Here is a 26,810-nt window from a genome sequence, read left to right on the forward strand (position 1 = left end):
TTCAGGTTTCTCATTCCAGATAGATTGCTGGCCTTCCGGGCACTGCAACCTTGGCCTTGCCCTGCGGGTCATAGATTCCCTCGGCATCTGCGGAGTAGACCTCCACGGGCACACCGTTCTCCTCGGAGAGGAACTTGGCGGCCGATGTGAACAATGCGGTCTCGTCGGTGGTGACCAGCGGGAGCTTCTGCTCGACGGTTGACCTCTGGAATTCGACAGCGACCTTCTGAGCGAGAGAGGAGACGGCCTTTCCGTTCTTCCTCAGTTCCTCGTTGGCCATACAGGCCTTAGTGAGGTCGGGTATTGTGAGCTTTCCTTCCTTCATCATGTCAAGGGCCATGGACATGACATCCTTCTTCCACTGAGCGGAAGTGTAGAGGACGATCTTCTTCACATCGATGCCCGCGATCTTCCTGATCTCGGTGATGTCGGACATGGCATCCCTGAGGAGGTTCTCCCCGTATTCCGCTGCGTCGGACATCTTGGACTGATCGGGTTCGGGAAGCTGTCCTGCTGAGACGAGTCCCTCGAATCCCGCCTGCTCCCAGAGTTCCTCTGCGACATGTGGGGTTACAGGCATCATGCACTGGATCCAGATCTTCATGGCGTCCAGGATGGATTCCTTGTTGTTTCCTCCGCGCCTGTTGTACCACTTGAGGTCGTTGAACATATCGAAGTAGACAATAGTGGTCATGGCCCTCAGGTCGTTCTTGTCCATCGCCTTCCTGATGGCTACCAGATGGTTGTTGAACCTAGAGACCAGCCAAGCATCGATGTCGGACTTGGGTGAATCGGATTCTGAGGCGATGAGATCCTGCACGGCGATCATCAGCTTGTCTACCCTCTGGCGGTAGGTCATGACGGTATCCTCATCCCACTCGACATCCACGAACATGGAAGCGACATTGGCGTAGTAGAGCCTCATGGCGTCCACTCCGTACTTGGCCGCCGCTCCGGGGATAGGCTGAGCGCCTCCCTTGGACTTCGAGATCTTGCTGGCCTCTCCGGACTTGTCCTTCTTTCCGGTGATGTACCAATTGACGGTGATTCCCTTGGGCCACATCTCCGGCGGGAGGATGGCCACATGGTTCATCAGGAAAGCCGGGAAGTGCACGGTCATGTGCTCCTTTCCTCCCAGATTGAGATCGAGGGGATACCAGTATAGGACATCCTTCCTGATGGTGTCCAGGAGATCGGCGGGTATTCCGGTGCTGTCGGACACGCTCTTGACATCGCCCTTACCTAGTATGGCGTAATCGAAGAACTGCTCGGTCATCTGCTCGGGCTTGATCTTTCCCTCGTTGGCGTAGATGGAGATGATGTAGTAAACAGGGTAGAGTGTTGAATCGGAGATGGCTTCGATGATCCATTTGTCATCGTAGGGGAACTTCGTTCCAAGCCAGTTTCCGAGCCTGACGCAGGCCCTCTCTCTGAACCAGTCCAGGACACCGTAGACGTTGTCGCTCCACTCCGGTGGGTTGAGCTCCATGTCCTTGCAGTGATCCTTGGTCATCTGGGTGAACTTGGGGTCGGCGTAGTTGATGAACCACTGGTCGTCGATCCTCTTGATGTGGACACGGGATCCGCACCTGCAGACGACCTCCTCGGTCAGGTCGTAGAACACATCCGCCTCACCGGAAGCGATCATCGCCTGCTTCATCTTCTCCTGAGCCTCCTGGACACGGAGTCCGGCGAACTCGCCGCAGATGTCCTTCATCTTTCCGGTGTGGAATCCATCCTTGTACACGATGTGCTTGGCGTCCAGGAGCTTGGGGTCGCCGGGCTCTTTGATGCCGAGCTTGTCGATGATATCCTTAGCGGGGAAGTCCCCGTAGCCCTTCATCTCGATGATGGAGATGGGCACAGCCTTGTCAAGTATGTCCTTGGAGAGACCGTATTTGGTGATCATCTCAGGATTCTTCTTGATAGCTTCAAGGGAGATCCAATCGTCGGGCGCATCTGAAGGGACGGATGTGACCAGTCCGGTTCCGACGTCAGGGTTGACGAAAGTGGCAGGGAATACGGGGATCTCGCGGTGGATCATGGGTGCCTCGCACATCCAGCCGATCATGTCCTTTCCGGGGATGGAACCGACTTCCTCGATTCCGTCTTTCTGGAGCGTGAGCTTCTCTGCTGCCTGGGGGGAGACGATCCATGTCTCTCCGTTGTACTTCACCCTCTTGTACTCGGTCTCGGGGTCAACCCAGAAGCAGACCTGTCCGTAAACGGTCTCGGGCCTGAGCGTGGCGGCGATGAGATACTCGTCGCCGTGCCTGAACTTCAGTATGGTGTATTCCTGCGTTTCGGCCTTACCTCCCTTGGAGATATCGGTCTCCGAGGCGTCGACCGCCACCGGTCCGCAGTTGGGACAGACAGGAGCGTAGTAGGGCTTCTGTATGAGCATACCGGCATCATGGAGCTTCCTGAACTGCCAGTCGATGAACTTGTTGTAATCGGGATACAGGGTGCAGGTGAATCTGCGCCAGTCAGACAAGAAACCGAACTTGCGCCAGTAATCGTTCTGGTAGACCTGGTTGAAGAAGTCTATGACCGACAGGGGATCCTTCATCTTCGCGATGTCCTCGTCGGTGCATCCGTTCCTCTTCAGGTAGTCGATGGTGTTCTCGTCTCCCCTGGAGATCTTCCTGAAGAGACTTATTCCGCCGTTTCCTGTAGCGTGAGTTCCCACAGGGAAGAGTACGTTGTAGCCTGTCATACGCTTGTACCTGGTGATGGCGTCCAGATAGGTGTATCCCCTTAGGTGTCCGACATGTAGGTATCCGGTGACACCGGGGTATGCGAAGATCGCCATGAACTTCGGCTTGCTGTCATCCCTATCAGACTTGTCGAGACCCGCTTCAGTCCAGCGGTTCTGCCACTTCTTTTCCATCGCTCCGTAGTCGTATGCCATACGTATCCCTGTATGAGTAATGCTGGAATACTGCCCGCTTATAATAATTTATAGCGCGCCTGCAAGAAGGGTCTATAGAGAATTGGAGGACTAACCTTTTTATCGATGATGTGGATGAGGTGTCTGATAAGACAATTGTAAGATTTGTGACAGACTTACGTCGTCTTTTGTCCGACAGCTATATATACCCTCAGTGTATTGTAGTTATTGCAGCAAAGAAAGGGATGGGACTCTTAATGAGCTGCACTCAAAAAAGAAGGACGGATGAAAATGTCGGACGACGGGACCAAGATCACGATCAGGATGGGACCAGAGGAAATCCAGATGATGGAGGACTTCATGGCTGATCACGATATCGGAAACAGATCCGACTTCATCCGTGACGCAATCAAGGGCTACATCGCCTCCATAAGAGCCGGACAGCCCCAGATTGAGGAAGGCGGGATCTTCGTCCGCCTCAGCGACATACAGATGGACGCCCTCGATGGCCTCGTCAGGACCGGCATAACCGTGTCCGGAGAGGAATTCATCAGGAAGTGCCTCATCGAGAAGATCGTTCCCAAGAACGTCGAGGATGAGAGCATCGAGAATGCATTCAGGGCTGCCCAGATGAAAGCTGTATACAAGTGAAGAAAAAATGGATGGGAAATAAAAGCATAGTCCGGCGGATGGGAAAGGCCTCTGGCCTAGCCGGATCATGCTGTTGGAAACTCTTTAATCAAAACGAATGGGGATGCACACAATGGTGTACAACGCAAAGAACGAACTCAAAGTAGCGATCGTAGGAGTCGGCGGCGCAGGATGCAACGTCGTCTCCGCCTTCACCGGAAGATATGGAATGGATACGATAGCTATCAATACCGACAAGGAGGCCCTTCACGAGGCACATGCTGACGCGAAGATCTACATCTGCAAGGGTGTCCTCCACGGACAGGGAACCTCAGGAGAGGCAGAGCTCGGTAAGAAGTGCGCTGACATCCACATCGAGGAGATCAAAGAGGCAGTCTCAGGCTATGACAGGGTTTTCGTCATCGCAGGACTCGGCGGAGGTACCGGAACCGGTGCCACTCCAGTGATCATCGACGCCATCCAGTCTCTGAATATCATGACCGACGCCATCGCCATCAAGCCCTTCGGATTCGAGGGAAGCAGGGTCGAGGTCGCCAGCAAGGGATACGACAAGATCAGAGCCGTCTGCCCCTACAGCATCGCGATCAAGAACGATTCGCTCATCGGACTCATGTCCGACAAGACCCTTGACGAGGCATACGCGGTCGTCAACAACGAGATCATGAACTACATCGAGGCCCGCCTGATGGACATCACCAGGGACAACGACGGTGTATCTCAGACCATCGACAATGACGATGGGTTCGACTCCTTCATCAGGAACTCTCCCATCTTCGCTTTCATTAACGCTTAAGTTTTCCCCCTTAGCGGGTGGCCTCTGGCCATCCGCACTTACCTTTTATCCTCATTCCTCCATACGTATCTCCAGATATCATGGCAGAGAACGCTATCGAGGTCTCTCACCTTGTGAAGCAGTACGGTGATTTCACAGCGGTGTCCGACATAAGCTTCAATGTCCCTAGAGGAGAGTTCATGGGACTGCTCGGGCCCAACGGGGCCGGTAAGAGCACCACCCTTAAGGCCATCACAGGACTTTTGACTCCCACTTCGGGTACAGTGACAATACAGGGAGTAGACATCAAGGACCATAGAAAGGCCCTGGAGCATGTCGGATGTGTCGTGGAGACACCTGAACCCTATCCGGAATTCACCCCCAATGAGTTCCTCAGACATGTAGGGAGGCTCTATGGGATGAGCAAAGCCGAGAACGCCATCCGTACTCGCGATGTCCTGGAAGAGGTGAAGCTCTGGGAATGGAGGGACAAGAAGATCGGGGGTTTCTCCAAGGGAATGAAACAGAGATGTGTCCTTGCTCAGGCCCTTCTGACCAATCCAGAGGTCATTATACTGGATGAGCCTACGTCAGGTCTCGATCCCAGAGGGATGATCGAGATACGCACCCTCTTGAACAATCTGAAGAAGCGGGACCGGTCCCTTCTGATCAGCACCCATATGTTGAAAGAGGTCTCTGAGATGTGCGGGCAGGTCACCATGATACGCAACGGCAAGGCTGTCCTTTCCGGAGATGTGGCCAAACTGCTGGAGCATGGTAGCGACAGCGGCATAACCCTAGAGGTCAAGGTTCTTGATCCGCTCACAGATGAATTCGTTACCAACCTCTCAGGATGTGCCGGAGTAACAGGCTATGACAAGCTGGGAGAGCACATAGTCAAGCTGCAGTTCAACGGTAGCACCGAACAGCAGGCTGACGTCATTTCCATGGCCTACAACGGTGGTCTGAGGCTTCTGTCGGTCAACGAGAAGGGAATGGATCTCGAGGACCTCTACATGGACCTTACGGAGGAGGTGTCGGAATGAGCCTTTTCTCGAAGACTTATGAAGAAGTATCCGATGGATCATGGGAATCCTCCGGATATGCTGCAACCGATGAGGAGGCTCACCGCGATACCGAATACAAGGCCGCATCTGTTGCCAGTCAGACCCTGACATTCATGCTGACCGAGCTGAAAAGGATGTCCCGTGATTACGGACTCTATGCGTCCATAATCGTGGCCTTCCTGATACCGGTTGCATACTTCTTAAGGGATATCATAGGTGCGATCGACCCTACATCAGGAATGGGGAGCATACTTGTACTCCTGACCGTGCTGGTATCCATATTCACGGCCAATGCCTGCGGTAAGCAGATCCCCAACGAATATCAGGAAAAGACAGCCTACATGAACCTGGCGATGCCAGTATCTAGGACATCCTTCGCCCTCGGAAAGCTATTCGCAGGACTGACGGTCTGCCTTGGAATCTTCATGCTGGCGTATGTTCTGGCCTACATCATGTCTATGATTATATTCGAGGGCTCCCCCGATACAGATAAGGTCATCCAGTCCATCGCTTACATGGTCATGGGTGTGGTGGTGTTCTCCACTACCGCTTTCGGGCTCAGCACTGTGTTCACCCGTGCCAACGTTCTGCTCCCTGTGGTGCTGATGTTCTTCCTCATGCCAATAGTCGGGATCAGTATAGACCAATACCTGGACGACTCTGTAATCGCACTCTTCCCCTGCTGGTTCCCCGACTATGCTGTAGCCATCCTCGGAGGGCTTCCCATGTCATTCGGGATGTTCGGAGCATTCAGCATGATAGATATCCTCAATGTGCCTGTGTTCTTCGGCATAGGTGCCGCTTGGTCCTTGGGGATGGTGGCATTCGGACTCTATATGGTCCAGAGAAAACAGCTCTGAAAACGTTTTGAAAGGACTGGGCAGGAACCGTCCTGCCCAGATCCATTTCTCAGCACATCGCGGAATATCCCATCTCGAATGCCTTGTCGTTGAGCTCCCTGAACTTCTCGGGGACCTGCTCCAAAAGGCACTCCTTGAGCGCATCCTTGGGGATCGGGAATCCCTTCATGGCGGCGACCGCACCGATCATCACAGCGTTGGCCGCAACGGCCTTTCCTGCGTCGATGGCGATCTTGGTGGCATCGATGGTATAGAGGTTCTTGTTCTCTGCCAGAACGGCCTGTTTGAGCGATTCTATCTCGGGATACTCCTCGAATCCTGCCGCCACCATTGACGGAAGGACTGGATCGAGGTTCATTAGAATGATGGAATCCTTGTTTCCGAGAGGCAGATTCCTGCAGGTCTCTGCGGGCTCGAATCCCATGATGAGATCGGCGCATCCGGCTGCCTCCAGAGGGCTGATGACATCGTCACCGAAGCGCAATGTGGATAGGACGCTTCCTCCCCTCTGGGCCATTCCGTGGACCTCGCTCATGGCGACCTTGTATCCCTGCTTCATCGCAGCGTTTCCCAACACCATGGAGGCGAGCAGGACTCCCTGTCCTCCGACTCCGACGATCTGGACGGTGTACTTCATTGTTTCACCTCGATTGCTCCGGTGGGGCATACGTTAGCGCACATTCCGCACCCTATGCATTGAGTGGGATCTGTGGAGATCTGCCCCTCCTTGCTCTTGAACAAAGCCGGACAAGCGATGGTCCTGACGCAGTTGTAGCACTTGATGCATTTATCCTGGTGGACTTCCACAGCCTTGATCACCAGTTGCTTCTGCTTCTTCAATTCCAACGGGCAGGGGCACTTCGAGATGACCACAGCGACACCGTCGAAGTCCAAGGCATCCTTCATGACCTTTGTAGCTGCCTTCACGTCGTAAGGGTTGATCTCCCTGACGAACTTGACCCCGACTCCCTCGACCAATGACTTGATGTCTATGGCTTCGGTGGAGATGCCTCCGAAGTCCCTTCCGGTTCCGGGGTTGGGCTGATGGCCGGTCATCGCTGTCGTACGGTTGTCCAGGACTACGATGACGACCTTGTGGTTGTTGAACAGCGCATTGATCATCGGTGGGATTCCCGCATGGAAGAATGTGGAATCACCCATGAATGCGATAGCTTTCTGCTCGGTTGATTGCGCGAATCCTCCCGCCGCTCCGGCTCCTCCTCCCATGCAGATGATGAAGTCAGCAGCCTGGAATGGGGGCTGGACACCGAGGGTGTAGCATCCGATATCTGAACAGTAGATCACGTCAGTGTTGCCTGCCGCCTTCTTCGCTGCTGCGAACATTCCTCTGTGGGGGCATCCGGCACAGAGTGTGGGCGGCCTGTTGGGAAGGACGATCGATACCTTGGGCATAGGCTCGCTGAATTCCTGTACCTCGACCAGTTCCTTGATTCCCTTGAGCGTGTCCGGGGAGAACTCCCACTCTCTGGGAAGATGTCCGGACCTCTTTCCGTAGACCTTGACTGAAACGGAGTTCTGTGCAGCGATCCTAAGGACCTGATCCTCTAGGAAGGGCTCCAGCTCCTCCACGACGATGATTGCTTTCTTGTTCTTCATGAACTCGGCGATCTTCTTCTCAGGCAGAGGGTTGGTGAATCCTAGCTTGAGGATGCTGACGCCTTTGACGAACTCGCAGACGTATGTGTACGATACTCCGGATGTGATGACTCCTATTTCCCCGGAGCCCTCCGTGAAGTTCAGGGGAGACTCCTCAGACATCTCCTGGGCCTTCTTGTACAGGTTCAGAAGCCTGACCCTGTTCTGCTTCGCATAAGCGGGGATGTTGACGAACCTAGCGACATCCTTGTCGAAGTGGCCGATGGTCTTGGGCTCTGCCTTCTGGCCGAGCTCGACTACACCGCGGGCATGGTTGACCCTGGTGGTGGTCCTGAACAACAAGGGGAGAGTTAGCTCCTCGGAGACCCTGAAGGCCTCCTTGACCATATCCTTAGCCTCCTGGGGCGTGGAGGGTTCCATCATCGGTATCAGGGCCAATGTCGAATAGTAACGGTTGTCCTGCTCGTTCTGAGAGCTGTGGCAAGAAGGGTCATCTGCGGACATGATGAGCATTCCGCCTCTGATTCCAGCATAGGCCAGGGTCATCATCGGATCCGCAGCAACGTTCAATCCGACGTGCTTCATGAACACGAAGGACCTTACTCCGGAGGATGCAGCGGCTGCGGATACCTCCATGGCCACCTTCTCGTTAGTCGAGAACTCGAAGTACATGCCTGCTTCGGATGAGATCTTCTCCAGGATGTTCCCCACTTCCGATGAGGGGGTACCCGGATACGTTGATGCGAAGCCCGTACCGGCCTCGATCAATCCTCTAGTGATGGCCTCGTTGCCCAGAAGGAGCTGCTTGCCATTTTCAGCGAGTAAATTCGGCATTTGAACACCTTATAATGGCACTGCCTATCTTATCGCGTAATTTAATGCTTGGGTAGGGGAAGGATAATAAAAGGGCAGTTGATACTGCGGGACAAGCGAGGGTTGCCGAGCTAGGTCAAAGACGCAGGACTTAGGATCCTGTCCTTAGTGGTTCAAGGGTTCGAATCCCTTCCCTCGCACTTCTCAGAAAATGACGATGGGCGTTTTGCCCACCGTCTTTATGGTTTTCAGTTCACCAGTCTGTGGAACTCGGTGAGGCTTCTCACACCGGTCTTGCCGTTCCTGGCGACCTTTATGGCTCCGACGGTCATCTCAGCACCCTGTATGGTGGTGATGATCGGGATCTGCAGCTCGACCGCGAGTCTCCTCATGGCCGCTCCGTCCCTGATCGCACCGGACTTCTGGGTGGGGGTGTTGATGATCATCTGTATCTTGCCCTCGCGCATGGCACTTACGGCGTTGGGTGCCTGATTCTCGCTGACCTTGTACAGGGTGGCGACAGGCACTCCGTGATCGATGAGATACTTAGCGGTTCCCTTGGTGGCGTAGATCGTGAATCCGAGCTCATCCAGTGCCTTGGCCGACGGAAGGATCTTCTCCTTGTCGTTGTCGTTGACCGTGATGTAGACCCCTCCCGATTCGGTTGGATAGTTGCATCCGGCAGCGACCTGGGCCTTGTAGCATGCTGCGTAGAAGTCCTCGTCGATTCCCATGACCTCTCCGGTGGATTTCATCTCGGGTGTGAGGATGCAGTCCACTCCGGGGAGCTTCAGGAACGGGAACACTACCTCCTTGACAGCGTAGTGGTCCAGCTGCTTGTATCCGGTAAGTCCGAAGTCCTTCAGGGTCTTTCCGAGCATGATCTTGGTGGCGATCTTCGCCATCTGGATTCCGGTGGCCTTGGAGATGAAGGGTACGGTCCTCGATGCTCTGGGGTTGGCCTCGATCATATAGATCTCGTCGCCCTTGACCGCCAGCTGGAGGTTCATCAGTCCCTTTATGTGCAGTGCGAGTGCGACCCTCTTGGTGATGTCCAGGATCTCGTCGATCTTGTCCTGTCCGATCATCTTCGGGGGCATGACCATGGTTGCGTCTCCTGAGTGGCATCCGGCGTACTCGACGTGCTCCAGGATTCCTCCGATGTAGACGTCCGTTCCGTCAGCCACGCAGTCCACATCGATCTCGATGGCGTCGGTGAGGTACTTATCGATCAGGATCGGGTGGTTCCTGGATACCTTGACTGCGCTCTCGACGTATGTCTTCAGGTCCTCGGTCGAGTAGACGATCTCCATCGCCCTACCTCCAAGGACGTACGAAGGCCTGACGATGACAGGGTATCCGATGTCCTCTGCGATCTGCTTGGCCTCCTCGAATGAGTATCCGGTTCCGGATGAGGGTTGCTTGATCTTCAGGTCGTCCATCAGCTTGGAGAACCTGCGCCTGTCCTCTGCCACATCCATATCGTCTGGTGTGGTTCCCAGGACCTTGGTCTTGGTCCCTGCCAGTGCCTTCTCAAGGTCCACCGCCAGGTTGACGGAGGTCTGTCCTCCGTACTGGCAGATGACTCCGTCGGCATCCTCTGCCTCGATGACGTTCAGGACGTCTCCGAGTGTGAGGGGCTCGAAGTATAGCCTGTCGGACATGTCGAAGTCTGTCGAGACAGTCTCGGGGTTGTTGTTGACGATGACCGCATCCACTCCCTCCTCCTGAAGGGCCATGACTCCGTGGACACAGCAGTAGTCGAACTCGATTCCCTGTCCGATCCTGATGGGTCCTCCTCCTACGATGACGACCTTCTTCTTGTCCTTGGAGGGCTTGGCCTCAGTCTCCCTGCATCCGTATGTCGAGTAGAAGTAGGGGGTCTTGGCCTCAAACTCTCCCGCACAGGTGTCGACCATCTTGAAGACAGGGACCAGTCCCTGCTTCTTCCTCATGTCGCGTATGTCCAGCGAGGGGTTGCCGGTGAGCTCTGCGATGGTCTCATCGGAGAATCCCATGAGCTTGGCTTCCTTCAGAACCTCTGGTGTGAGTCCGGCCTTGATCTTGTACTCCATCTTCACGATGTTCTGGAGCTTCCTTATGAAGAAGACATCCCAGTTGGTGAGCTCTGCGACCTTCTCGGGCGTCCAGCCTCTCCTGAGTGCCTCTCCCATCACGAATATGCGCTGATCGGTTGCGTGCTTAAGCAGGTCCTCGATGTCCTTGTCCAGGACGTCGAACCTGTCGAGTCCGTTGACTCCGATCTCCAATGACCTGAGGCCCTTGAGGAGACACTCCTCGAAGGTCCTTCCGATGGCCATGGTCTCTCCGGTGGACTTCATCTGCGTTCCGAGATGCCTGTCCACTGTGCGGAACTTGTCGAATGGCCATCTGGCGATCTTAAGCACAACGTAGTCCACTGAAGGCTCGAAGGCCGACATGGTGGTTCCCGTGACCCTGTTGGGGATCTCGTCCAGCGTGTAGCCGAGACCGATCTTCATCGATACCCTGGCGATGGGGTATCCTGTGGCTTTGGACGCCAGTGCGGATGAACGGGACACACGGGGGTTGACCTCGATCAGCCTGTAGTCGCCGTTCTTGGGGTTGAATGCGAACTGGACGTTGCATCCTCCCTCGATGTTGAGCTCCCTCATGACCTTGATGGCTGAGTTCCTGAGCTTGTCCACGTCCTTCTCGGACAGTGTGAGGATGGGAGCACATACGATACTCTCTCCAGTGTGGATTCCCATCGGGTCGATGTTCTCCATGTTACAGATGATGATGCAGCTGTCGTTGGAATCCCTCATGACCTCGAACTCGATCTCCTTCCATCCCAGTACAGATTCCTCGATGAGGACCTGATGGATACGGCTGTAAGCGAGTCCGTGTGCGGTGATCTCCTTCAGCTCCTTTTCGTCGTAGGCGATACCTCCTCCGGTACCTCCCAGCGTGAATGCGGGCCTGACCAGGACCGGGTACCTTCCGATCTTCTCGGCTGCCTTGATCGCCTCATCGATGGAGTTGACGCTCTCGGACATCGGGATCGGCTCGCCGATCTTCATCATGGCCTCCTTGAACAACTCTCTGTCCTCGGATTTCGCAATGGCATCGGGCTGTGTTCCTATGAGCTCGCAGTGAAGCCTGTCCAGGGTGCCGTTCTCAGCAAGCTCTGAACAGATGTTTAGTCCCGTCTGGCCTCCCATTCCGGAGACCACTCCGTCAACGCCTTCCTTCTCTATGATCTTGGCTACCGTCTCGGCGTTAAGCGGTTCTACGTAGACCGCATCAGCGGTCTCGGTGTCTGTCTGGATGGTTGCAGGGTTGGAGTTAACCAGGACCGTCTTGTATCCTTCTTCCCTGAGGGAACGGCAGGCCTGTGTTCCGGAGAAATCGAACTCCGCTGCCTGACCGATGACTATGGGTCCGGATCCGATGACCAGGACCTTCTTGTAATCCTTCTTCATTGGGACACCCCCTTCACGACAGCGAGGAAGTCATCGTAGAGGAACACCGTGTCCCCCTGTCCAGTGCCTCCCTCTGGGCGGTACTCGTATCCGTACACCGGGAGCTTGGAATGCTTGAATCCCTCGATGATGTTGTCGTTGAGGTTCGTCTGTGTGACCTCGAGTCCGGCCGCCTTGAGGCTGTCGGGCTCCACGAAGTAGTCCTGCATCTGGGATGTCATGCAGATGCGACCTTTGATCTTGACAGGCTGGTTGCATCCGTGGTGGCCCAGTTTCATGTGGGAGACCTTTGCTCCCATGGCGATGGCGAGAATCTCTGATCCCAGCGCGACACCCATGATGGGCATCTTGGACGAGAGCTCTTTGACCGTTGCCACAGTGGGTGCGAGCTCAGGGTCGTTAGGGCATGCAGGTCCGCTGGAGACTATTACTCCCTTGGCACCGGACTTGATTATGTCCTCGGCCTTAACGTCATAGGGGAACCTGATCACGTTGAACCTCTCTCCGAGTGTCTCATAAAGTCCGCATCCGGTTCCGCAGTCTATCACCGCAATGGTGACATCCTTTCCGTTATCGAGCTTCTTGACCTCTTTGGGAGAGACATCCTTGACGGATTTGTCGACCTTCAGGTCCTTGAGTTCCTTGACTGTCTTCTCTATGTCCGTTCCCTCTTTGACGATCTTTCCCTTCATCGTTCCGCACTTGCGGATCTTGAGGGTAAGTTCGCGGGTGTCCACTCCGGTTAAGCCCACTGCTCCCTTCTCGACCATGAAGTCGCCGAGGAGGGTTCCGTTGTAGAACTCGGAGGGCTCCGTGCAGAGCTCCCTCATCACTACACCGTTGACGTGGACCTTGTCGGACACATTGAATTCGTCTGTAACGCCATAATTCCCGATCAGAGGGTAAGTGAATACGATTATCTTCCCTTTGTTCGACGGATCAGTGATTGTCTCCTGATATCCGTCGACCCCTCCGGTCAAAAACACTACTTCTCCAGCTTTCTCGATGTTGGCACCGATCAGCTGACCATCGAATTTGGTCCCGTCTTCCAGGACCAGGTAGCCTCCTGTCATCGAGATTTTAGTGATTTACGTAGCCTATATAATTCCTTGTCCTTCGAGTTTACATACTATTTTTCAGATTGTCGGTTTTCAGACATTTACCCTCAGAAGGGGCTTTTTGGATACATTTCTATAAGTCGATAACATCACTCAATCATGCGCGTATTGGGCGAGGATGCCTCCAACGAGAGTGTGAAACTCCAGGTTGAGACGGATGAAGATCTTTGGCATCTGTACAACATCATCGAGGTAGGTGACCTAGTTACCGCATCGACGACCAGGCGCGAAGAGAAGGCCGCGGACAAGCTCAGGGCCGAGAAGATGGAGAAGAAGAGGATGACCCTCGGGATCCGCATCGAGAAGATCGAGTTCTCGGAGGACGACCTCAGGCTTAAGCTCCTAGGTATCATCGAGACCGGCCCGCAGGACATCGGTCAGCACCATACCCTGATCTTCGAGAACGGGGACTCCATGACCATTCAGAAGAAGAAATGGAGGGCAACGCAGCTTGATAGGGTTAAGAAGGCCGTCACCGAATCCAAGAAACCCCGCATAGTGTTCGTATCCCTTGATCAGGATGAGGCCACCATCGCCATCCTCAGGCAGTACGGATTGAAGGAGATCGCCACTGTACGTTCAGGAAGGTCCGGAAAACAGTATGAAGAGAAGCCTTCCGTCGACGGCTATCACGGAGAGATTCACTCCAAATTGAAATTCATCATAGAGCCCAATATGCCCCTGGTCCTTCTGGGCCCTGGTTTCGAGAAGGAGACCCTGGCGGATGGTCTGAAGAAGATCGATCCCGAGATGTACAAGAAGGTCTACGTCTACCACACCGGTCAATCCGGCATGGTGGGGATCAACGAGCTGATGAAGGCTGGAATGGGGGCCGATGTGCTCAGGGAGTCCGCCGTGGGATCGGAGATAGAGGCCGTAGAGCAGCTTATGACCGAGATAGCTAAGGACGGGCTCGGAACATACGGTCCGAACGAGGTCATGAACGCTGCCATGTCCGGTGCGGTCGATAAACTGTTGATATTGGACTCGAAGGTCCGCGAGCAGGACCTGGACGACATAGTGCGTGCGGTCGAGTCGCAGAAGGGGTCTGTGATCATCATATCCTCTCAGCATGACGGGGGCAAGGAACTCGCTGCCCTGGGCGGAATGGGTGCGATCCTGCGCTATAAGGTGTAAATTCCTAAATCGGGACAACATCCCTATTTAATCCTATCAATCATTGATCTAATCCAGACATCAGATGATTTTTCCGTACCCCTAACGATGTTATCAGAGACTCCCCTCGATTTGAAATCGAAAACGGGGATATCAGCTTATTAACTAAGAAAGAAACGTAGGATCCATGTTTGAAGGTTTACTCATAAACAGAATCTTCGATGAGAAGAATGCACCTAACATCATCCTATTCCTGTACCTCTTCGGCCCTAAGACTAGAACGGAGATCTACGACAACATCTCACGCAACCCCCGCATGGCTGTTAAGATAGAGATGTTGATGTCCATGGGGCTGATCGAGGAGACGTACGGCTACAACGGCATGATGAATGCCCTCTACCTCACAGACCTTGGAGAGAAGTATGCGACATCCCTATGCGAACTTGAGAAGCTCTCGGGCGGGAACATGGAGAAGTCCAGATGGAACCATGTGATGTCCAATATCGAGATGTTCACAGTCGGCAAGAAAGCTAAGTCGGTAGTGGACGAAAAGAAATGAAGGGGGGTTATCCCCCTGATGTTTCATTCGTAACTGCGGTTGTCGGTTACGTGCGAGGCCTTGCCCTCAAACCTAGGCAGGGTGCCGGGCAGGCAGAGTTTGACCTCGGCCTTGATATTCAGGACATCCTTGAGTCTCCTGGAGAGCTCATTGGACATCTTATTGAGCTTCACCATGTCCTCTGTAAGGGACTCCTCTGTGAGCTCGACCTCGACCAACAGGTTGTCCATGTAGTTCTCGTTGGTGAGTGTCAAATGGTAGAACGGTGAGAGCCATGAGATCTCGCCGATGACGCTCTCGATCTGGCTGGGGAACACGTTGACTCCGCGGACGACGAGCATATCGTCTGTCCTTCCTGATATCCTCATCAGTCTGGGGTGAGTCCTTCCGCACTTGCAAGGGGTCCAGTCGATGGCTGAGATATCCCCTATCCTGTACCTGATGAGCGGGAAAGCTTCCTTCTGCAGCATCGTGATGACGATTGCCCCCCTCTCTCCTTCCTTACAGGGCTGGTCGTTCTCGTCAAGGATCTCGACATAAGCAAGGTCGGCCCAGAGATGGAGCCCATCCTGCTGCTCGCACTCGAGGAACATGGGGCCGTAGAACTCACTGGCGCCGTAGCAGTTGTAAGTTTTAATTCCGGTACGCTCCTCGAGCTTCTTCCTCATGCTCTCGGACCAGGGCTCTCCCCCGGCGATTCCTTTCCTGACCTTGGTAGCCTTCCTGAGATCAATGCCCATCTGATCACAGACATCAGCGATATGGAAGTAGTACGACGGTGTTCCTGCGAGAGCCGTGACCGGAAGGTCCTGCATCAATTGGATCTGCCTGTTTGTGTTTCCTGTGCTGATAGGAAGAACGGTTGCACCGATCCTCTCTGCACCGTAGTGAACACCGAGTCCTCCGGTGAACAGTCCGTATCCGTGCATGTTCTGAACCATATCCTTCTTGGTCATGCCGAACGAGGTCATTCCTCTTGCGAGGGCCTCTGTCCAGTTATCCAGGTCCTTCTGGGTGTATCCGACGACAGTGGGCTTACCTGTGGTTCCTGACGAAACGTGTATCCTCACGAGATCATCGTACGGAACGACGAAGAGCTTGTCAGGATAGTTGTCACGGAGATCGGTCTTCTTCATGAAGGGGACCTTTCTGAAATCCTCGAAACTCTTGATATCCTCGGGCTTAACACCAGCCTCGTCCATCCTCTTGTGGAAGAACTCGGACTTAACATACATCTCCGCAACCTTCTCCTGAAGGAGGCGCAGCTGCATCTTCTCGAGTTCCTCACGGGGCATCGTTTCGATCTTCTCGTTCCAGAAAGCCATCTTAAACACCAATGTCGTGTGCTATCACTTAGCACGGTACCCCTCTGTAATGATACTTTCAATATAAGGATTGCTGGAGTTTGGACCCTTTCCATTATAAAAAGTGACTTTCCAAGAATTCAAACAAAAGCATTTTCTTATAGCTTTATTATTTGCTTAGTCAATTATAATAATATAGCTAATTACTTAATTAGCTAAATTTCAAAAAAAAGTGGCTAAGGGATGCAAGAAAACGTAATTTCTGAAGGTCCTGTAAGCTTTACGGCAGCGAAATGGAACCTGCTACCCTGAGCTTTCCGCCCTCGAGATACATGATGATCGCCTTGTCACCGGGCTTGTGTATCATGTCGTCGTCCATCTCGAAAGTAACGTTAGCGGTCCTGAAATCCGAACCATTGTCGACTGCAGTGATCCTGCAGGGCACCATCTGCATCCAGTGACCGATATGGACGACCATTCCCTCTTTGAGGGGCGAGGCCCAGAACTTGACGAGCGATACCTGTCCAGAAACGGAGCGGCTCATCTTGACTGAAGGATCGGTTGTGACCACAAATCCCCTGTCCAGCTCCTCTGATTCGATTCCTCTGAGCGCAAGACCTACATGGTCCCCTTTGATTCCGTCCTGAGCATCAATGTCGTGCTTCTGGATGGACTTCAGGATGACCTCCTTCTTAGTGGGGAAGACGGTCATCTTATCGTGGACCTTGAAATATCCGTCTATGACTGAACCGAGAACGACAGTTCCTACGCCCTTGACGTTGAAGTGGCTGTCCACGGGACATGATCCGCATGTGCCGTCTCCGGCGGTCTTTGCCTGGGCCTTGGCCATGCCGATGAGCTCCTCCCTAAGTTTTATGGGATCGTCCTCACGAGGCTCATAGTGCTCAAGAGAGGTACCTGCGAGAAGAGGTGCCAGCTGTTCTGGCTGAATGTAATTCTGGAGGATGACGAATCCCTTGTCTATGCCCAAGGAGTCGACCATTACGATGGTCTCCCCTAGGAAGGAATCGATCTTGTCAACCACCAGTACGACGAACTCTGACATCGCGACCGAGTAGAAAAGGGACGACAGTTTCTCGGGGAATTTGGAGGGCTCTATGAGGGTGAACGAGTCGTGCCCGTCCTTGTACTCATAGAAGGTCATGTCAGTGACTGTGCCCTTCTTACCGATCTTTCCTGCGTAATCCTTTGCTCCCAGTACCGCGATGTTCAGGTTCCCCATTTAATCAAATCTCCGATTCGGACACCATCTTGATGCCCTGTTTGCCGATGACATCGACGGCCTTCTCAGGGTCATCAACCCTGATGAAGAATATCGCCTTGTCATTGTAGGAATAGGCGTAACCATACTCAATGTTTATATTAGCCTTTCCCAGGGCATCGGCGGACTGGAATAGGGCACCGGGAGTGTCATCCAGATAGACTCCGATCATATCCGTCTTCTTGACGATGATGCCTTTGGCCTTCAGCTTGTCGTAGGCATCGTCGGGGTTCTCAACGATGGTCCTCAGGATACCGAACTCTGTGGACTCGGCTAGATTGAAGGCCCTCATGTTGACGTTGCATTCCTTGAGCACCGATGATATGTACGCCAGGCGTCCGGGCTCGTTGTTGACGAATATTGAAAGCTGCTTGATTATGTTGGACATCAGATCACCCTGTTGTCGATCACTCTCTTGGCCTTGCCCTCGAACCTGGGAAGTTCTCCGGGGGCTTTGAGCTCTACTGTGACGGCTATATTGAGGTATTTCTTTAAAGCGGATTCGATGTGGGCCCTGAGTTTGAGCATATCGTCCATGTTATCGCTGAAGGCATCAGGCTTGATCTCCACCTGGACCTTCATGTTGTCGAGGGCTCCATCCCTGGTCACATAGATCATGTACTGGTCCCCTACCTCGGGGATCTGCATCAGAGTATACTCGATCTGGCTGGGGAACACGTTGATTCCACGAATGATCAGCATGTCGTCAGACCTTCCAGTGATCCTAGCGATCCTCGGAGAAGTCCTGCCGCAGGGACAGGGATCGGTCATGATCTCAGTCATGTCCTTGATGCGGTACCTGACCAGAGGGAAGGCCTCTTTCTTGAGCATGGTAACGACGAGCTCTCCCTTTTGTCCAGCAGGCAAGACCTCCTCGGTCTCAGGATCGATGACCTCTATGTACATGATATCTGCATCGATGTGGATTCCATTGTGGCAAGGACAGTCGGTGAACATCGGACCGCCCTGCTCGGACGTACCGTAGATGTCGTATGCCTCCACTCCGGTCGCGTCCTCGATCTTCTTCTTCATCGCCTCGGACCAGGGCTCGGCTCCAAGGAAGGCGACCCTGAGCTTGGTGTCCCTCCTGAAGTCCACTCCCATCTTCTTGGCCACGTCGATAAGGTGGATGAAGTATGATGGCGTGCAGGCGATGGCCGTGACGCCGAGGTCGAGCATTAGCTCGATCTGCCTTTCAGAGTTGCCTGTGCTGGCAGGAAGGACGGTGGCACCGACCTTCTCTCCTCCGTAATGGAGTCCCAATCCGCCGGTGAACAGCCCGTATCCGTAACAGACCTGAAGTACGTCCTCGGGACCTACTCCTGCTCTTGTGAGGGATCTTGCCAATGCCTCTGTCCAGTATCCAAGGTCATTCTCGGTGTATCCCACGAGCGTGGGCTTTCCGGTGGTACCGGATGAAACATGGTACCTGACCACCTGGTTGTTGGGAACGGTAAACATCTTGGTCGGATAGTTGTCGCGCAGATCCTGCTTGAACATGAAAGGCAGCTTCGAGATGTCCTCGATGCACTTGATGTCCTCGGGCTTAACACCTTTGGACTCCATCCTGTCATGGTAGAACTGGTTGGACTCGTACAGTTTCGTGACGAGCGCTTTCAGTTCATCGTACTGGAGTTTCTTCATCTCCTCCGGTGGCATACATTCTATCTTCGGGTTCCAGAACATTTTCATTCCCAGCTTTGTTTTGGTTAATCCTCGATATCCGAGCCCATTATATAATGTGCGATTGAATGAAAGCACTTTGGTAGATGCTACGAAATTCGTAAAAGGAAAGAAAGGGGGTTTGCTCCCTTTCGGGAGCTTTGGTGTTTCAGTTAGGAATTTCCTCGAGGAAGAAATGGTCCATGTCGATGAGATCGGACAGATCCTTGGTTACGAAATGCTCGTAGTAGTAATCGAAGATCTCCTTGTAGTCGATGTCACCGGAGCACTCCGGGTACAGCATGTTCAGGTAGAATGCTGTCTCAGCCAGGTACAGACCGCTGTTACAGGTCTCTCTTGCCATTCCGAGGTACTTGATGGTCACTCCGGAGTTCTTCATCATCTCAGCGATGGACTTGATTCCAGGAATGAGCTGCTTATCCTGCCTCAATCCGTCGTTCTCGTTGTAGATGATGTACATCTGTCCGTCTTTGGCGTACTTTCTGACGATCTCGTAGATCGCATCCTCGTCGAGTTTGTTGTAGACATCCTTCAATTCAAGGTTCTGTCCAGGAACGAGTGCCTTGGCGAACTCTCCGTGGTAGGTACAGGTGTTACCCTTTCCAGCGATGGTGTAGATTCCGGTCTCGACATATTTGGGTGAATCCCTGAACATGATGTAGGGGACCTTGTCAGCTTCCGTGATGTTTGCGACTGCCTTCTGGATGTCGTTCAGCACCTCGTCATGCCATGCAAGGTACTCGTATGTCCTGTCCATATCTCCCTGAAGCAGGAATGCGAACATGACGATCGATCTGTCGATATCCTCTTTGGCGGAATCGTCTCCTCCTCCATCCTTGTCACAGGTGTTCATGTACATACAGTCGGTACTGGTTCCCTCGAAGAACTTCCTGGTGTCCTTGTCGGTGATGGTGTAACAGTATCCGGGGACATACACATCGATCTTGTATTCGAGGACGTTCTCGAGATCGGGCTCCTCTTCCCATCCAAACGAGGGGAGAGTACCGTACTTGTCGTTGATCTTGTACCAATTCTTCTTCAGAATTGTGTCGTCAACCATTCCGACCTTGTCGATGAGACCAGTCAGATCCGCAAGGTAAGCTCCAGATGAGAATCCGATAGCGATGCTGTTGACAGGCCAGTGGACTGCAGAAATCTGGTGGTAGTTGTCAACGTAGTATACTGCCAGCTTCGTGTTGGCCTTAGCGTTGATGATACTCTTGACGTATGCGACATCCTTGGAATCGATATTTCCATCTGCATTCGCATCTGCAAGGACCGTCGCCTTGTTCTTTCCGCTAATTATTCCCTCAAGGTATGTCACGTCAGAGTTGTCCAGCTTGTCATCTTCATTTGCGTTTCCATACACCCAAAGCCTCGATGACTTAGAGGGGTATTCGGACTCCTTGAGTATCTTTCCGACCAGTTTTCCATCGTCGTCGGAGTCGCCACCGCCGTTTCCGCTCATGACAAAGTAAGCAGCTATTCCTGCTACTGCCACTACAGCCACGACGGCTATAACGATCATTGTCTTTTTATCCATTATATCACCTGATTAAAGGGGATTCAGTACGATATGAGTCAACCCATCTATCTGGACGACTTTTGTATCAATACGGTAAACCGTTTTCATGTTCTCCTCTGTGAGAACATCCTGAACATTTCCGTCGGCGAATATCCTTCCTTGATGCATGAGGATAACGCGATCGGCGTATGCAGCGGTAATGTTGAGGTCGTGACAGACCATTATGATGATGATCTGCTTCTCTTTAGCGTAGTCCTTGAGGAATCTCATGATCTCCATCTGATAACGGACATCCAAGTTGGATGTGGGCTCATCAAGGATGAGGACCTTCGGATCCTGGACCAATCCACGTGCTATCGTGACACGCTGGGCCTGTCCGGCACTCAGCTGACTGATATCACGTTCACAGAGTTCGTCAAGATCGAGTAGCGTCACGACCTTTTCTACTATCTCGAGATCTTTCTCCGTAATGCTGTAACCTGAGACTGGTGCACGTCCTAGAAGGATTGATTCTAGCACCTTCATGGAGAAGGCACTGGACACACTATTGGGAACGTAAGCAATCTTCTTGGCTATGTCCAGACGGGACATGTCGGCCACGTTCTCGCCGTCGATGTATACATTCCCTGCTGAAGGGATGTAGAGCTTGTTCAGAGTCTTGGCGATGGTGGTCTTACCTACACCGTTCGGACCAAGGATGCACACAAGCTCCGGCTTGTCGAAAGTCACGCTGACATCGTAGAGGATCTGCTTAGTTGGATACTTGAAATCCAGATTCTCCACCTTGAGTACTGTCATGCCCACGCCTCCTTCCTAGCTTTAAGGATCAGGAACAGGAACAGCGGACCTCCGATACAGGAAGTGACCACTCCAATCGGCAGTATGTTCGGTGCGACGATCGTCCTTGAGACAATATCAGCAACAACGAGCAACAGGGCTCCGACAATAGCGGATGAAGGTATGAGATAACGGTTGTCCGTTCCCACGAACACCCTTGCGATGTGGGGCGAGACCAATCCGACGAATCCGATGATTCCGGTAAAACTAACGATGGCTGCTGCCATGAGCGTAAGGACCAACATCATGAGCATCCTGCGGTTTTCCACATTGATTCCCAATGCTTTAGCACTCTCATCGCCGAGGCCCATGACATTCAACTGCTTAGATAGGGCCTGGAGGACGATTGAACCTGCGATCACAATGACAAGAATGACGATCACGTTGCTGAAGTCTGTTCCGGATATGGATCCGACCATCCACTGATAAACAGCCGACATATCCTCGGGATGAGCCGAGATCATGAACAGCTGCGTCAGGGCATCGAACAGATACATCATACCGATACCGCATAGGATCATCACAGTAGGCGATGCAGTATGCAGTTTCGACATCATCAGAATGACGACGGCAGGGATGACTGCGAACACGAATGCATTGATGACGATTCCTCCGCCGGCGATGATCTCGAAGCCTACGATGAGAGCCAGGGCCGCTCCGAATCCCGCTCCCGAGGAAATACCCATGGTGTATGGGTCGGCCAATGGGTTCTTCAGCATACCCTGCATGGTGGTTCCCGCGATTGCGAGACCGACACCGGCCAGCATGGCTGTGAGCACCCTTGGGAGCCTGACTTCCGCAGCAATATGGTACTTTGTTATATCCGGAGGTTCAGCACCTGATATCCAATACCAAATGTTCTCATAAACCTCAGTAAATGTGATGGTATAGGAACCGATAGTTATGGCGTACAATGCCGTAATTATCAGCAAAATTGTGGCGATTATGATGAAAAGAACCCTGTGACGAATAAGCTTTGAGTAGGACTCGCGGAAACGAACGGCCTCCTCTTTGCTCTTAATCATAGCAAGGACGTCTTCTGACGGGCTGCCTTTTTCGGTCATTTCACCATTTGGACTGTTTCCATCCATGGTATCGAACTCTGATTCAATAAGTTGGATATATAGTCCATTATGATTGGCGGAGAAAGATTACCTGTATAGGACATTAGTCATAATCAATTGACTAATCTGGCAGACAGGTTGTAATTCGAACCTGAAACAGTGAATTTCACCACTTTGCACAGGTCGCCTATGTAGAAAAGATACTCGACATCCCCTATCGATATCGACCATAAATCGTAAAGGGTCCCGTCCAATGATTCCTGACCTCTGTATGAATACATGCTAAGAGGGCGATCATTGATGTCGAAGAACAATCCGACGCTGTTCTTGACCGTATGGCTGGCGGATGTGGCCTCGTATACGAATTGGTACAGGTACTCCCCTGCAGACTCTGGCCTATAGCTCGATTCCGCGCTACCTTCGCATTCCTCTCCAAACAGGATTCCAGTAACCTCGTACTCATGGGAATGGTCATGAGGATCTGGATTGTTGAACATGGCCATTTCGTACATGGCAAAGATCAGTATAGAGCCCATCATCATAACCATGACAAGCGCTATTGCGGTTGACTTGTTGCCGAAGCCACCTTCCATATTACCTGCAGCATCATCAACATAAAAAGAGCCTGCGTTCAATCAAAACCAAATCCATCCATCTTCTACAATAAATACGAAAATCCCGCTACGCATCACATGGACCTCCTAATCAGCAAGGAAAAAGCCACCACACTCACACAGTTGGAGCACGATTTAGCGGATAGGAAAATGGCCACGGTAATCCTCTTCGAGGGAGAGGGCGGTATGGCCATGTCGCACATCGTGAACCAGATAGTTGCGATTTTTGAGCCAAGGAACATCAAATACCATTGCGTGAGCAACGCCAAGCTCCCATGGATCCAATACTGTCTCCTCAATATCGCACCAAAAGGCACCATTTCAATCTTCGACAGAGGATGGTACACCGGAATCCTTTCTGACAAGGAGAGCAACCTCTCCCACAACATCAATCTCGCCAACTCGTTCGAGAGGTATCTGTACAACAACGGCGTCAATGTGATCAAGATCTTCCTGAACTTCGATGAGGACAAGCTGAAGAAGCACAAGAAATCCTATCCGGTGACTCTGGACGGCGAGGACGATGTCTTCAACGATCTCGGTCATATCAAAGAGTTCAACGTTTCCAAGAACAAGATCAGCAACCTCCTCGACCAGACCAACAGCAAGTACGCGACTTGGGATATCATCGATATGGGCGACTACAAGGATACCGTCAAGAAGATCGCCGACCTTATCGAATTCAGATTCAACGACCTCCTTAAGATGCCCCGCCATCCGGAGAAGTTCGACATCATCGAGGCCTGCCCCAATCCCAGGGAGAAACTGGACTTCACGAAGACCATGAGCAAGGATGATTACGAGAAGAAGCTTGCAAAGCTTCAGAAGAAGCTTGCTGAACTCCAAATAAAGCTGGCCAAGAGCGACAAGTCGATGGTTCTGGTCTTCGAGGGATGGGATGCCGCTGGAAAGGGAGGATGCATCAAGAGGGTCACCCAAGCTCTGAACCCTCGCGGTTACAAGACATTCCCTGTCCCTGCCCCTACGGCCGAGGAGAAATCCCACACACACCTCTGGAGATTCGCCAAGAGCGTACCGGACCCGGGGAAGATAGCGATCTTCGACAGGAGCTGGTACGGCAGGATGATGGTGGAGCCCATTGAAGGATTCTGCAGCGAGCTCGAATACTCCCGCGCAGCGGGGGAGATCAACCTCTTCGAATCCTCGCTGGCCAAGAGCCATGTGATCTTCATCAAGTTCTGGATAGACATCACCAACGAGGAACAGCTCAAACGCTTCAATGACCGTGCTGCCGATCCCCTCAAACAATGGAAGCTGACCGATGAGGACTGGCGCAACAGGGAGAAATGGGAGGTCTATGAGAAATACGTCAACAGCATGATCAAGCAGACCAACACCAGTTATGCTCCTTGGGTCGCTGTTGAATGCGTGGACAAGAGGTACGGAAGGATCAAGGTCCTCCAGACCATAGTCGATACTCTCAAGAAAGAGCTCGATTGAAACATAAAAATGGGGGTTCGACCCCCATAGTTTTTTACTTCAGCTGCCAGCAGCCGTTGTGTTCTATGAACCACTGCTGGGAACGGAGCGCCTTGCCATCCTTCTTGACAGGGACGTAGGTTCCGTCCTCCTTCAGCTCCTTGGCCTTCACGTTGTCCGCGAAGTGGATGTCCAGGATGTTCTCCTTGATGGACTTCATGAGATCCTTATCCAGAACAGGGAACAGGACCTCGATTCTTGCCAGAAGGTTCCTTGGCATCATATCCGAGGATCCCATGTACATCTCGGGCTTGCCGTTGTTGTGGAAGTAGTAGATCCTCGAGTGCTCCAGGAACCTGTCGACGATACTGATGACGCGGATGTTCTTGGATACATCCGAGATTCCGGGGCGGAGACAGCAGAGTCCCCTGATGTTCAGATCTATCTTGACACCGGCGTTGGATGCCTTGTAAAGGGCTGCGATGATATCCTGGTCGATGAGTCCGTTGGCCTTCATGATGATGTGGCCGTTTCCGTTGGACTCATGGCATTTGATCTCCGTATCGATCTTCTTGAGGAGCGATGCCTTGAGAGTTGCAGGGGCTACGAGCAGGTGGTTGTACTTCCTCTGTCCGTAGTATCCGGTTAGCGCGTTGAACAGTTCGCTGACGTCCTCTCCGATCTCCTTATTGACCGTGAGGAACGATATGTCGCCGTACTGCTTGGCAGTACTGACGTTGTAGTTACCTGAGCTGAGGTGGGTGTATGTGACGAGATGTCCATTTTCCAGCCTGACTACCTGGAGCAGCTTGGAGTGGACCTTGAGATTGACGGGGCCGTACACCACATGCACTCCGATGGCTTCCAGGTCCTTCGCCCATTTGATGTTGCGGTCCTCATCGAACTTCGCACGGAGCTCCATCAGGACGGATACGCTCTTCCCGTTCATCCTGGCGGCCTTCAGGGCCTCGAATATAGATGGATCTGTTCCCAGTCTGTAAAGGCAGATCTTGATGCTCTGGACGTTGGGATCCATAGCGGATTGCCTCATGAACCTGACGATGTTGGCGAACGACTCGTACGGGTGGTAGAGGATCCTGTCCCTCTTCTTAATCCACTCGAAGATGTCGCCATCCTCCTGAAGATCGGTGGGCGTCGTCTGTATGAGCGGCTTCTCCTTCAGAGAAGGACGGTCTATGGCGTACAGCTGCCAGAGGCTGGAAAGGGCAAGTGCATCCTTGGTGGTGATGACTTGCTCATCAGATAGGTTGAGGTTCCTGAGGAACCTTGACTGCATGTTCTTGGGCATGGACGATTCAGTGATCATGGCAACGGGGTAACCCATATCCCTTCCGTTGATGCTCTCCTCCACAGCATCCATGAGATCGCATGCCTCATCGATCGTGATCTTGACATCCGCATTCCTAATGATGCAGAACGAGTACGCACCGAGGATGGTCATTCCGGGGAACAGCAGATGCGCGGAGTCCTTGATGACATCCTCCAGGAGGACGTATTCCAGCTTGCTCTTACCTGCGGTGACGCGGACGAACCTGTTCAGTGTGTCGGGCACCTTGACCCTAGCATATACGACTCCGTTCTCCTCTCCCCTGAGCCTGAATGCTACGTTGACTGAGTTGTTCGATATGAATGGGAACGGGTGAGAAATGTCCAGGGCAAGCGGGGTCAACATCATGTGGACCCTCTCTTTGTAGAACTTCCTGACGCACTCCAGCTGCTCGTCCGTCAACTCATCGATTCTCTTGATGCGGATCTTCTCCTTGGCAAGGAGTTTCCTCAACGATTTCCAACAGACCTCGTAGTCGCTGTAGAGCTTGTTCATCCTCTCGGACACCATGCCGATGATCTTGTCGTTGTTGATGTAGTCGGGAGCGCTCTGGGCGATTGAAGGAGTCTTGCTGAGGAGACCCGGCATGCGGATCATCAGGAACTCGTTCAGATTGTTGTAGCAGATCGCAAGGAACTTTACCCTCTCCAACAAGGGGTTGTCGGAATTGTTGGCCTCATCCAGACATCTCTGGTTGAACTCTAGCCATGACATCTCCCTGTTGATGTAGTACTTCTTGTCGTAGAGATCGATTTTCGTTGACATTCCCATCCATCCTTTGAAAAT

Annotated in this window: 21 protein-coding genes and 1 tRNA gene; 8 read left to right on the top strand and 14 right to left on the bottom strand. The window is 52.8% G+C overall.

What is annotated here, in order from left to right; translation table 11 throughout:
• Window positions 1-10: 10 nt before the first annotated feature.
• On the bottom strand, window positions 11-2,911 hold the full coding sequence (gene leuS / locus PED39_07175) for a leucine--tRNA ligase (GenBank protein ID WII07365.1): 2,901 nt from the start codon (window positions 2,909-2,911) through the stop codon (window positions 11-13).
• A gap of 270 nt (window positions 2,912-3,181) precedes the next feature.
• On the opposite strand from leuS, the gene PED39_07180 reads away from it, so the two are divergent.
• The 4 genes from PED39_07180 to PED39_07195 all read left to right on the top strand — a co-directional run bounded on the left by PED39_07180 (window position 3,182) and on the right by PED39_07195 (window position 6,240).
• Window positions 3,182-3,541 carry a ribbon-helix-helix domain-containing protein gene (locus tag PED39_07180; GenBank protein ID WII07366.1) on the top strand — a complete coding sequence of 120 codons (360 nt, stop codon included), beginning with the start codon at window positions 3,182-3,184 and terminating at the stop codon, window positions 3,539-3,541.
• 112 nt (window positions 3,542-3,653) lie between these two features.
• On the top strand, window positions 3,654-4,334 hold the full coding sequence (locus PED39_07185; GenBank protein WII07367.1) for a cell division protein FtsZ: 681 nt from the start codon (window positions 3,654-3,656) through the stop codon (window positions 4,332-4,334).
• An 80-nt stretch (window positions 4,335-4,414) separates the two neighbouring features.
• Window positions 4,415-5,359 carry an ABC transporter ATP-binding protein gene (locus PED39_07190; protein ID WII07368.1) on the top strand — a complete coding sequence of 315 codons (945 nt, stop codon included), beginning with the start codon at window positions 4,415-4,417 and terminating at the stop codon, window positions 5,357-5,359.
• On the top strand, window positions 5,356-6,240 hold the full coding sequence (locus PED39_07195) for an ABC transporter permease subunit (protein ID WII07369.1): 885 nt from the start codon (window positions 5,356-5,358) through the stop codon (window positions 6,238-6,240). The genes PED39_07190 and PED39_07195 overlap by 4 nt, the downstream gene beginning before the upstream one ends.
• A 49-nt stretch (window positions 6,241-6,289) precedes the next feature.
• On the opposite strand, the gene PED39_07200 is transcribed toward PED39_07195, so the two are convergent.
• The gene (locus PED39_07200) at window positions 6,290-6,877 is read right to left on the bottom strand and encodes an indolepyruvate oxidoreductase subunit beta (GenBank protein ID WII07370.1); all 588 of its coding nucleotides are present in this window, start codon (window positions 6,875-6,877) and stop codon (window positions 6,290-6,292) included.
• Window positions 6,874-8,691: an indolepyruvate ferredoxin oxidoreductase subunit alpha gene (gene iorA, locus PED39_07205; GenBank protein WII07371.1), complete on the bottom strand. Its 1,818-nt coding sequence runs from the start codon at window positions 8,689-8,691 to the stop codon at window positions 6,874-6,876. The genes PED39_07200 and iorA overlap by 4 nt, the downstream gene beginning before the upstream one ends.
• Window positions 8,692-8,786: 95 nt before the next feature.
• On the opposite strand from iorA, the gene PED39_07210 reads away from it, so the two are divergent.
• Window positions 8,787-8,870 (top strand) — tRNA-Leu (locus PED39_07210).
• A gap of 48 nt (window positions 8,871-8,918) precedes the next feature.
• Here PED39_07210 and carB read toward each other — a convergent pair.
• Window positions 8,919-12,134 (bottom strand): carbamoyl-phosphate synthase large subunit, encoded by a 3,216-nt coding sequence (gene carB, locus PED39_07215; GenBank protein WII07372.1) that lies wholly within the window; start codon window positions 12,132-12,134, stop codon window positions 8,919-8,921.
• Window positions 12,131-13,207: a carbamoyl phosphate synthase small subunit gene (locus tag PED39_07220; GenBank protein ID WII07373.1), complete on the bottom strand. Its 1,077-nt coding sequence runs from the start codon at window positions 13,205-13,207 to the stop codon at window positions 12,131-12,133. Before PED39_07220 ends, carB begins: the two co-directional genes overlap by 4 nt.
• 144 nt (window positions 13,208-13,351) lie before the next feature.
• On the opposite strand from PED39_07220, the gene PED39_07225 reads away from it, so the two are divergent.
• Window positions 13,352-14,389: an mRNA surveillance protein pelota gene (locus PED39_07225; GenBank protein ID WII07374.1), complete on the top strand. Its 1,038-nt coding sequence runs from the start codon at window positions 13,352-13,354 to the stop codon at window positions 14,387-14,389.
• A 166-nt stretch (window positions 14,390-14,555) separates the two neighbouring features.
• Window positions 14,556-14,927 carry a hypothetical protein gene (locus PED39_07230; protein WII07375.1) on the top strand — a complete coding sequence of 124 codons (372 nt, stop codon included), beginning with the start codon at window positions 14,556-14,558 and terminating at the stop codon, window positions 14,925-14,927.
• Between the two features lie 23 nt (window positions 14,928-14,950).
• On the opposite strand, the gene PED39_07235 is transcribed toward PED39_07230, so the two are convergent.
• The 8 genes from PED39_07235 to PED39_07270 all read right to left on the bottom strand — a co-directional run bounded on the left by PED39_07235 (window position 14,951) and on the right by PED39_07270 (window position 23,215).
• Window positions 14,951-16,252 (bottom strand): phenylacetate--CoA ligase, encoded by a 1,302-nt coding sequence (locus PED39_07235; protein WII07376.1) that lies wholly within the window; start codon window positions 16,250-16,252, stop codon window positions 14,951-14,953.
• A 259-nt stretch (window positions 16,253-16,511) separates the two neighbouring features.
• Window positions 16,512-17,474 (bottom strand): EF-Tu/IF-2/RF-3 family GTPase, encoded by a 963-nt coding sequence (locus PED39_07240; GenBank protein WII07377.1) that lies wholly within the window; start codon window positions 17,472-17,474, stop codon window positions 16,512-16,514.
• A 4-nt stretch (window positions 17,475-17,478) separates the two neighbouring features.
• A complete protein-coding gene (locus PED39_07245; protein WII07378.1) occupies window positions 17,479-17,901 on the bottom strand; it encodes an amino acid-binding protein in 423 nt (140 codons plus the stop codon).
• Window positions 17,901-19,172, bottom strand: a complete 1,272-nt coding sequence (locus tag PED39_07250) for a phenylacetate--CoA ligase (GenBank protein ID WII07379.1) — start codon at window positions 19,170-19,172, stop codon at window positions 17,901-17,903. Before PED39_07250 ends, PED39_07245 begins: the two co-directional genes overlap by 1 nt.
• A gap of 172 nt (window positions 19,173-19,344) precedes the next feature.
• Window positions 19,345-20,739, bottom strand: a complete 1,395-nt coding sequence (locus tag PED39_07255) for a hypothetical protein (GenBank protein WII07380.1) — start codon at window positions 20,737-20,739, stop codon at window positions 19,345-19,347.
• Window positions 20,740-20,751: 12 nt separating this feature from the next.
• Window positions 20,752-21,519 (bottom strand): ABC transporter ATP-binding protein, encoded by a 768-nt coding sequence (locus tag PED39_07260; protein ID WII07381.1) that lies wholly within the window; start codon window positions 21,517-21,519, stop codon window positions 20,752-20,754.
• A complete protein-coding gene (locus tag PED39_07265) occupies window positions 21,516-22,622 on the bottom strand; it encodes an iron ABC transporter permease (protein ID WII07382.1) in 1,107 nt (368 codons plus the stop codon). Before PED39_07265 ends, PED39_07260 begins: the two co-directional genes overlap by 4 nt.
• A 113-nt stretch (window positions 22,623-22,735) precedes the next feature.
• Window positions 22,736-23,215: a hypothetical protein gene (locus tag PED39_07270; protein WII07383.1), complete on the bottom strand. Its 480-nt coding sequence runs from the start codon at window positions 23,213-23,215 to the stop codon at window positions 22,736-22,738.
• Window positions 23,216-23,314: 99 nt separating this feature from the next.
• Here PED39_07270 and PED39_07275 point away from each other — a divergent pair, with 99 nt between their 5' ends.
• Complete coding sequence (locus tag PED39_07275; GenBank protein ID WII07384.1) at window positions 23,315-24,697, top strand: hypothetical protein; 1,383 nt, start codon at window positions 23,315-23,317, stop codon at window positions 24,695-24,697.
• Between the two features lie 34 nt (window positions 24,698-24,731).
• Here PED39_07275 and ppk1 read toward each other — a convergent pair whose 3' ends face one another.
• Window positions 24,732-26,789 (bottom strand): polyphosphate kinase 1, encoded by a 2,058-nt coding sequence (ppk1, locus tag PED39_07280; protein ID WII07385.1) that lies wholly within the window; start codon window positions 26,787-26,789, stop codon window positions 24,732-24,734.
• Between the last annotated feature and the right edge of the window lie 21 nt (window positions 26,790-26,810).

It is taken from the genome of Methanomassiliicoccales archaeon LGM-RCC1 (assembly GCA_030168575.1).
Taxonomy (GTDB): domain Archaea; phylum Thermoplasmatota; class Thermoplasmata; order Methanomassiliicoccales; family Methanomethylophilaceae; genus Methanoprimaticola.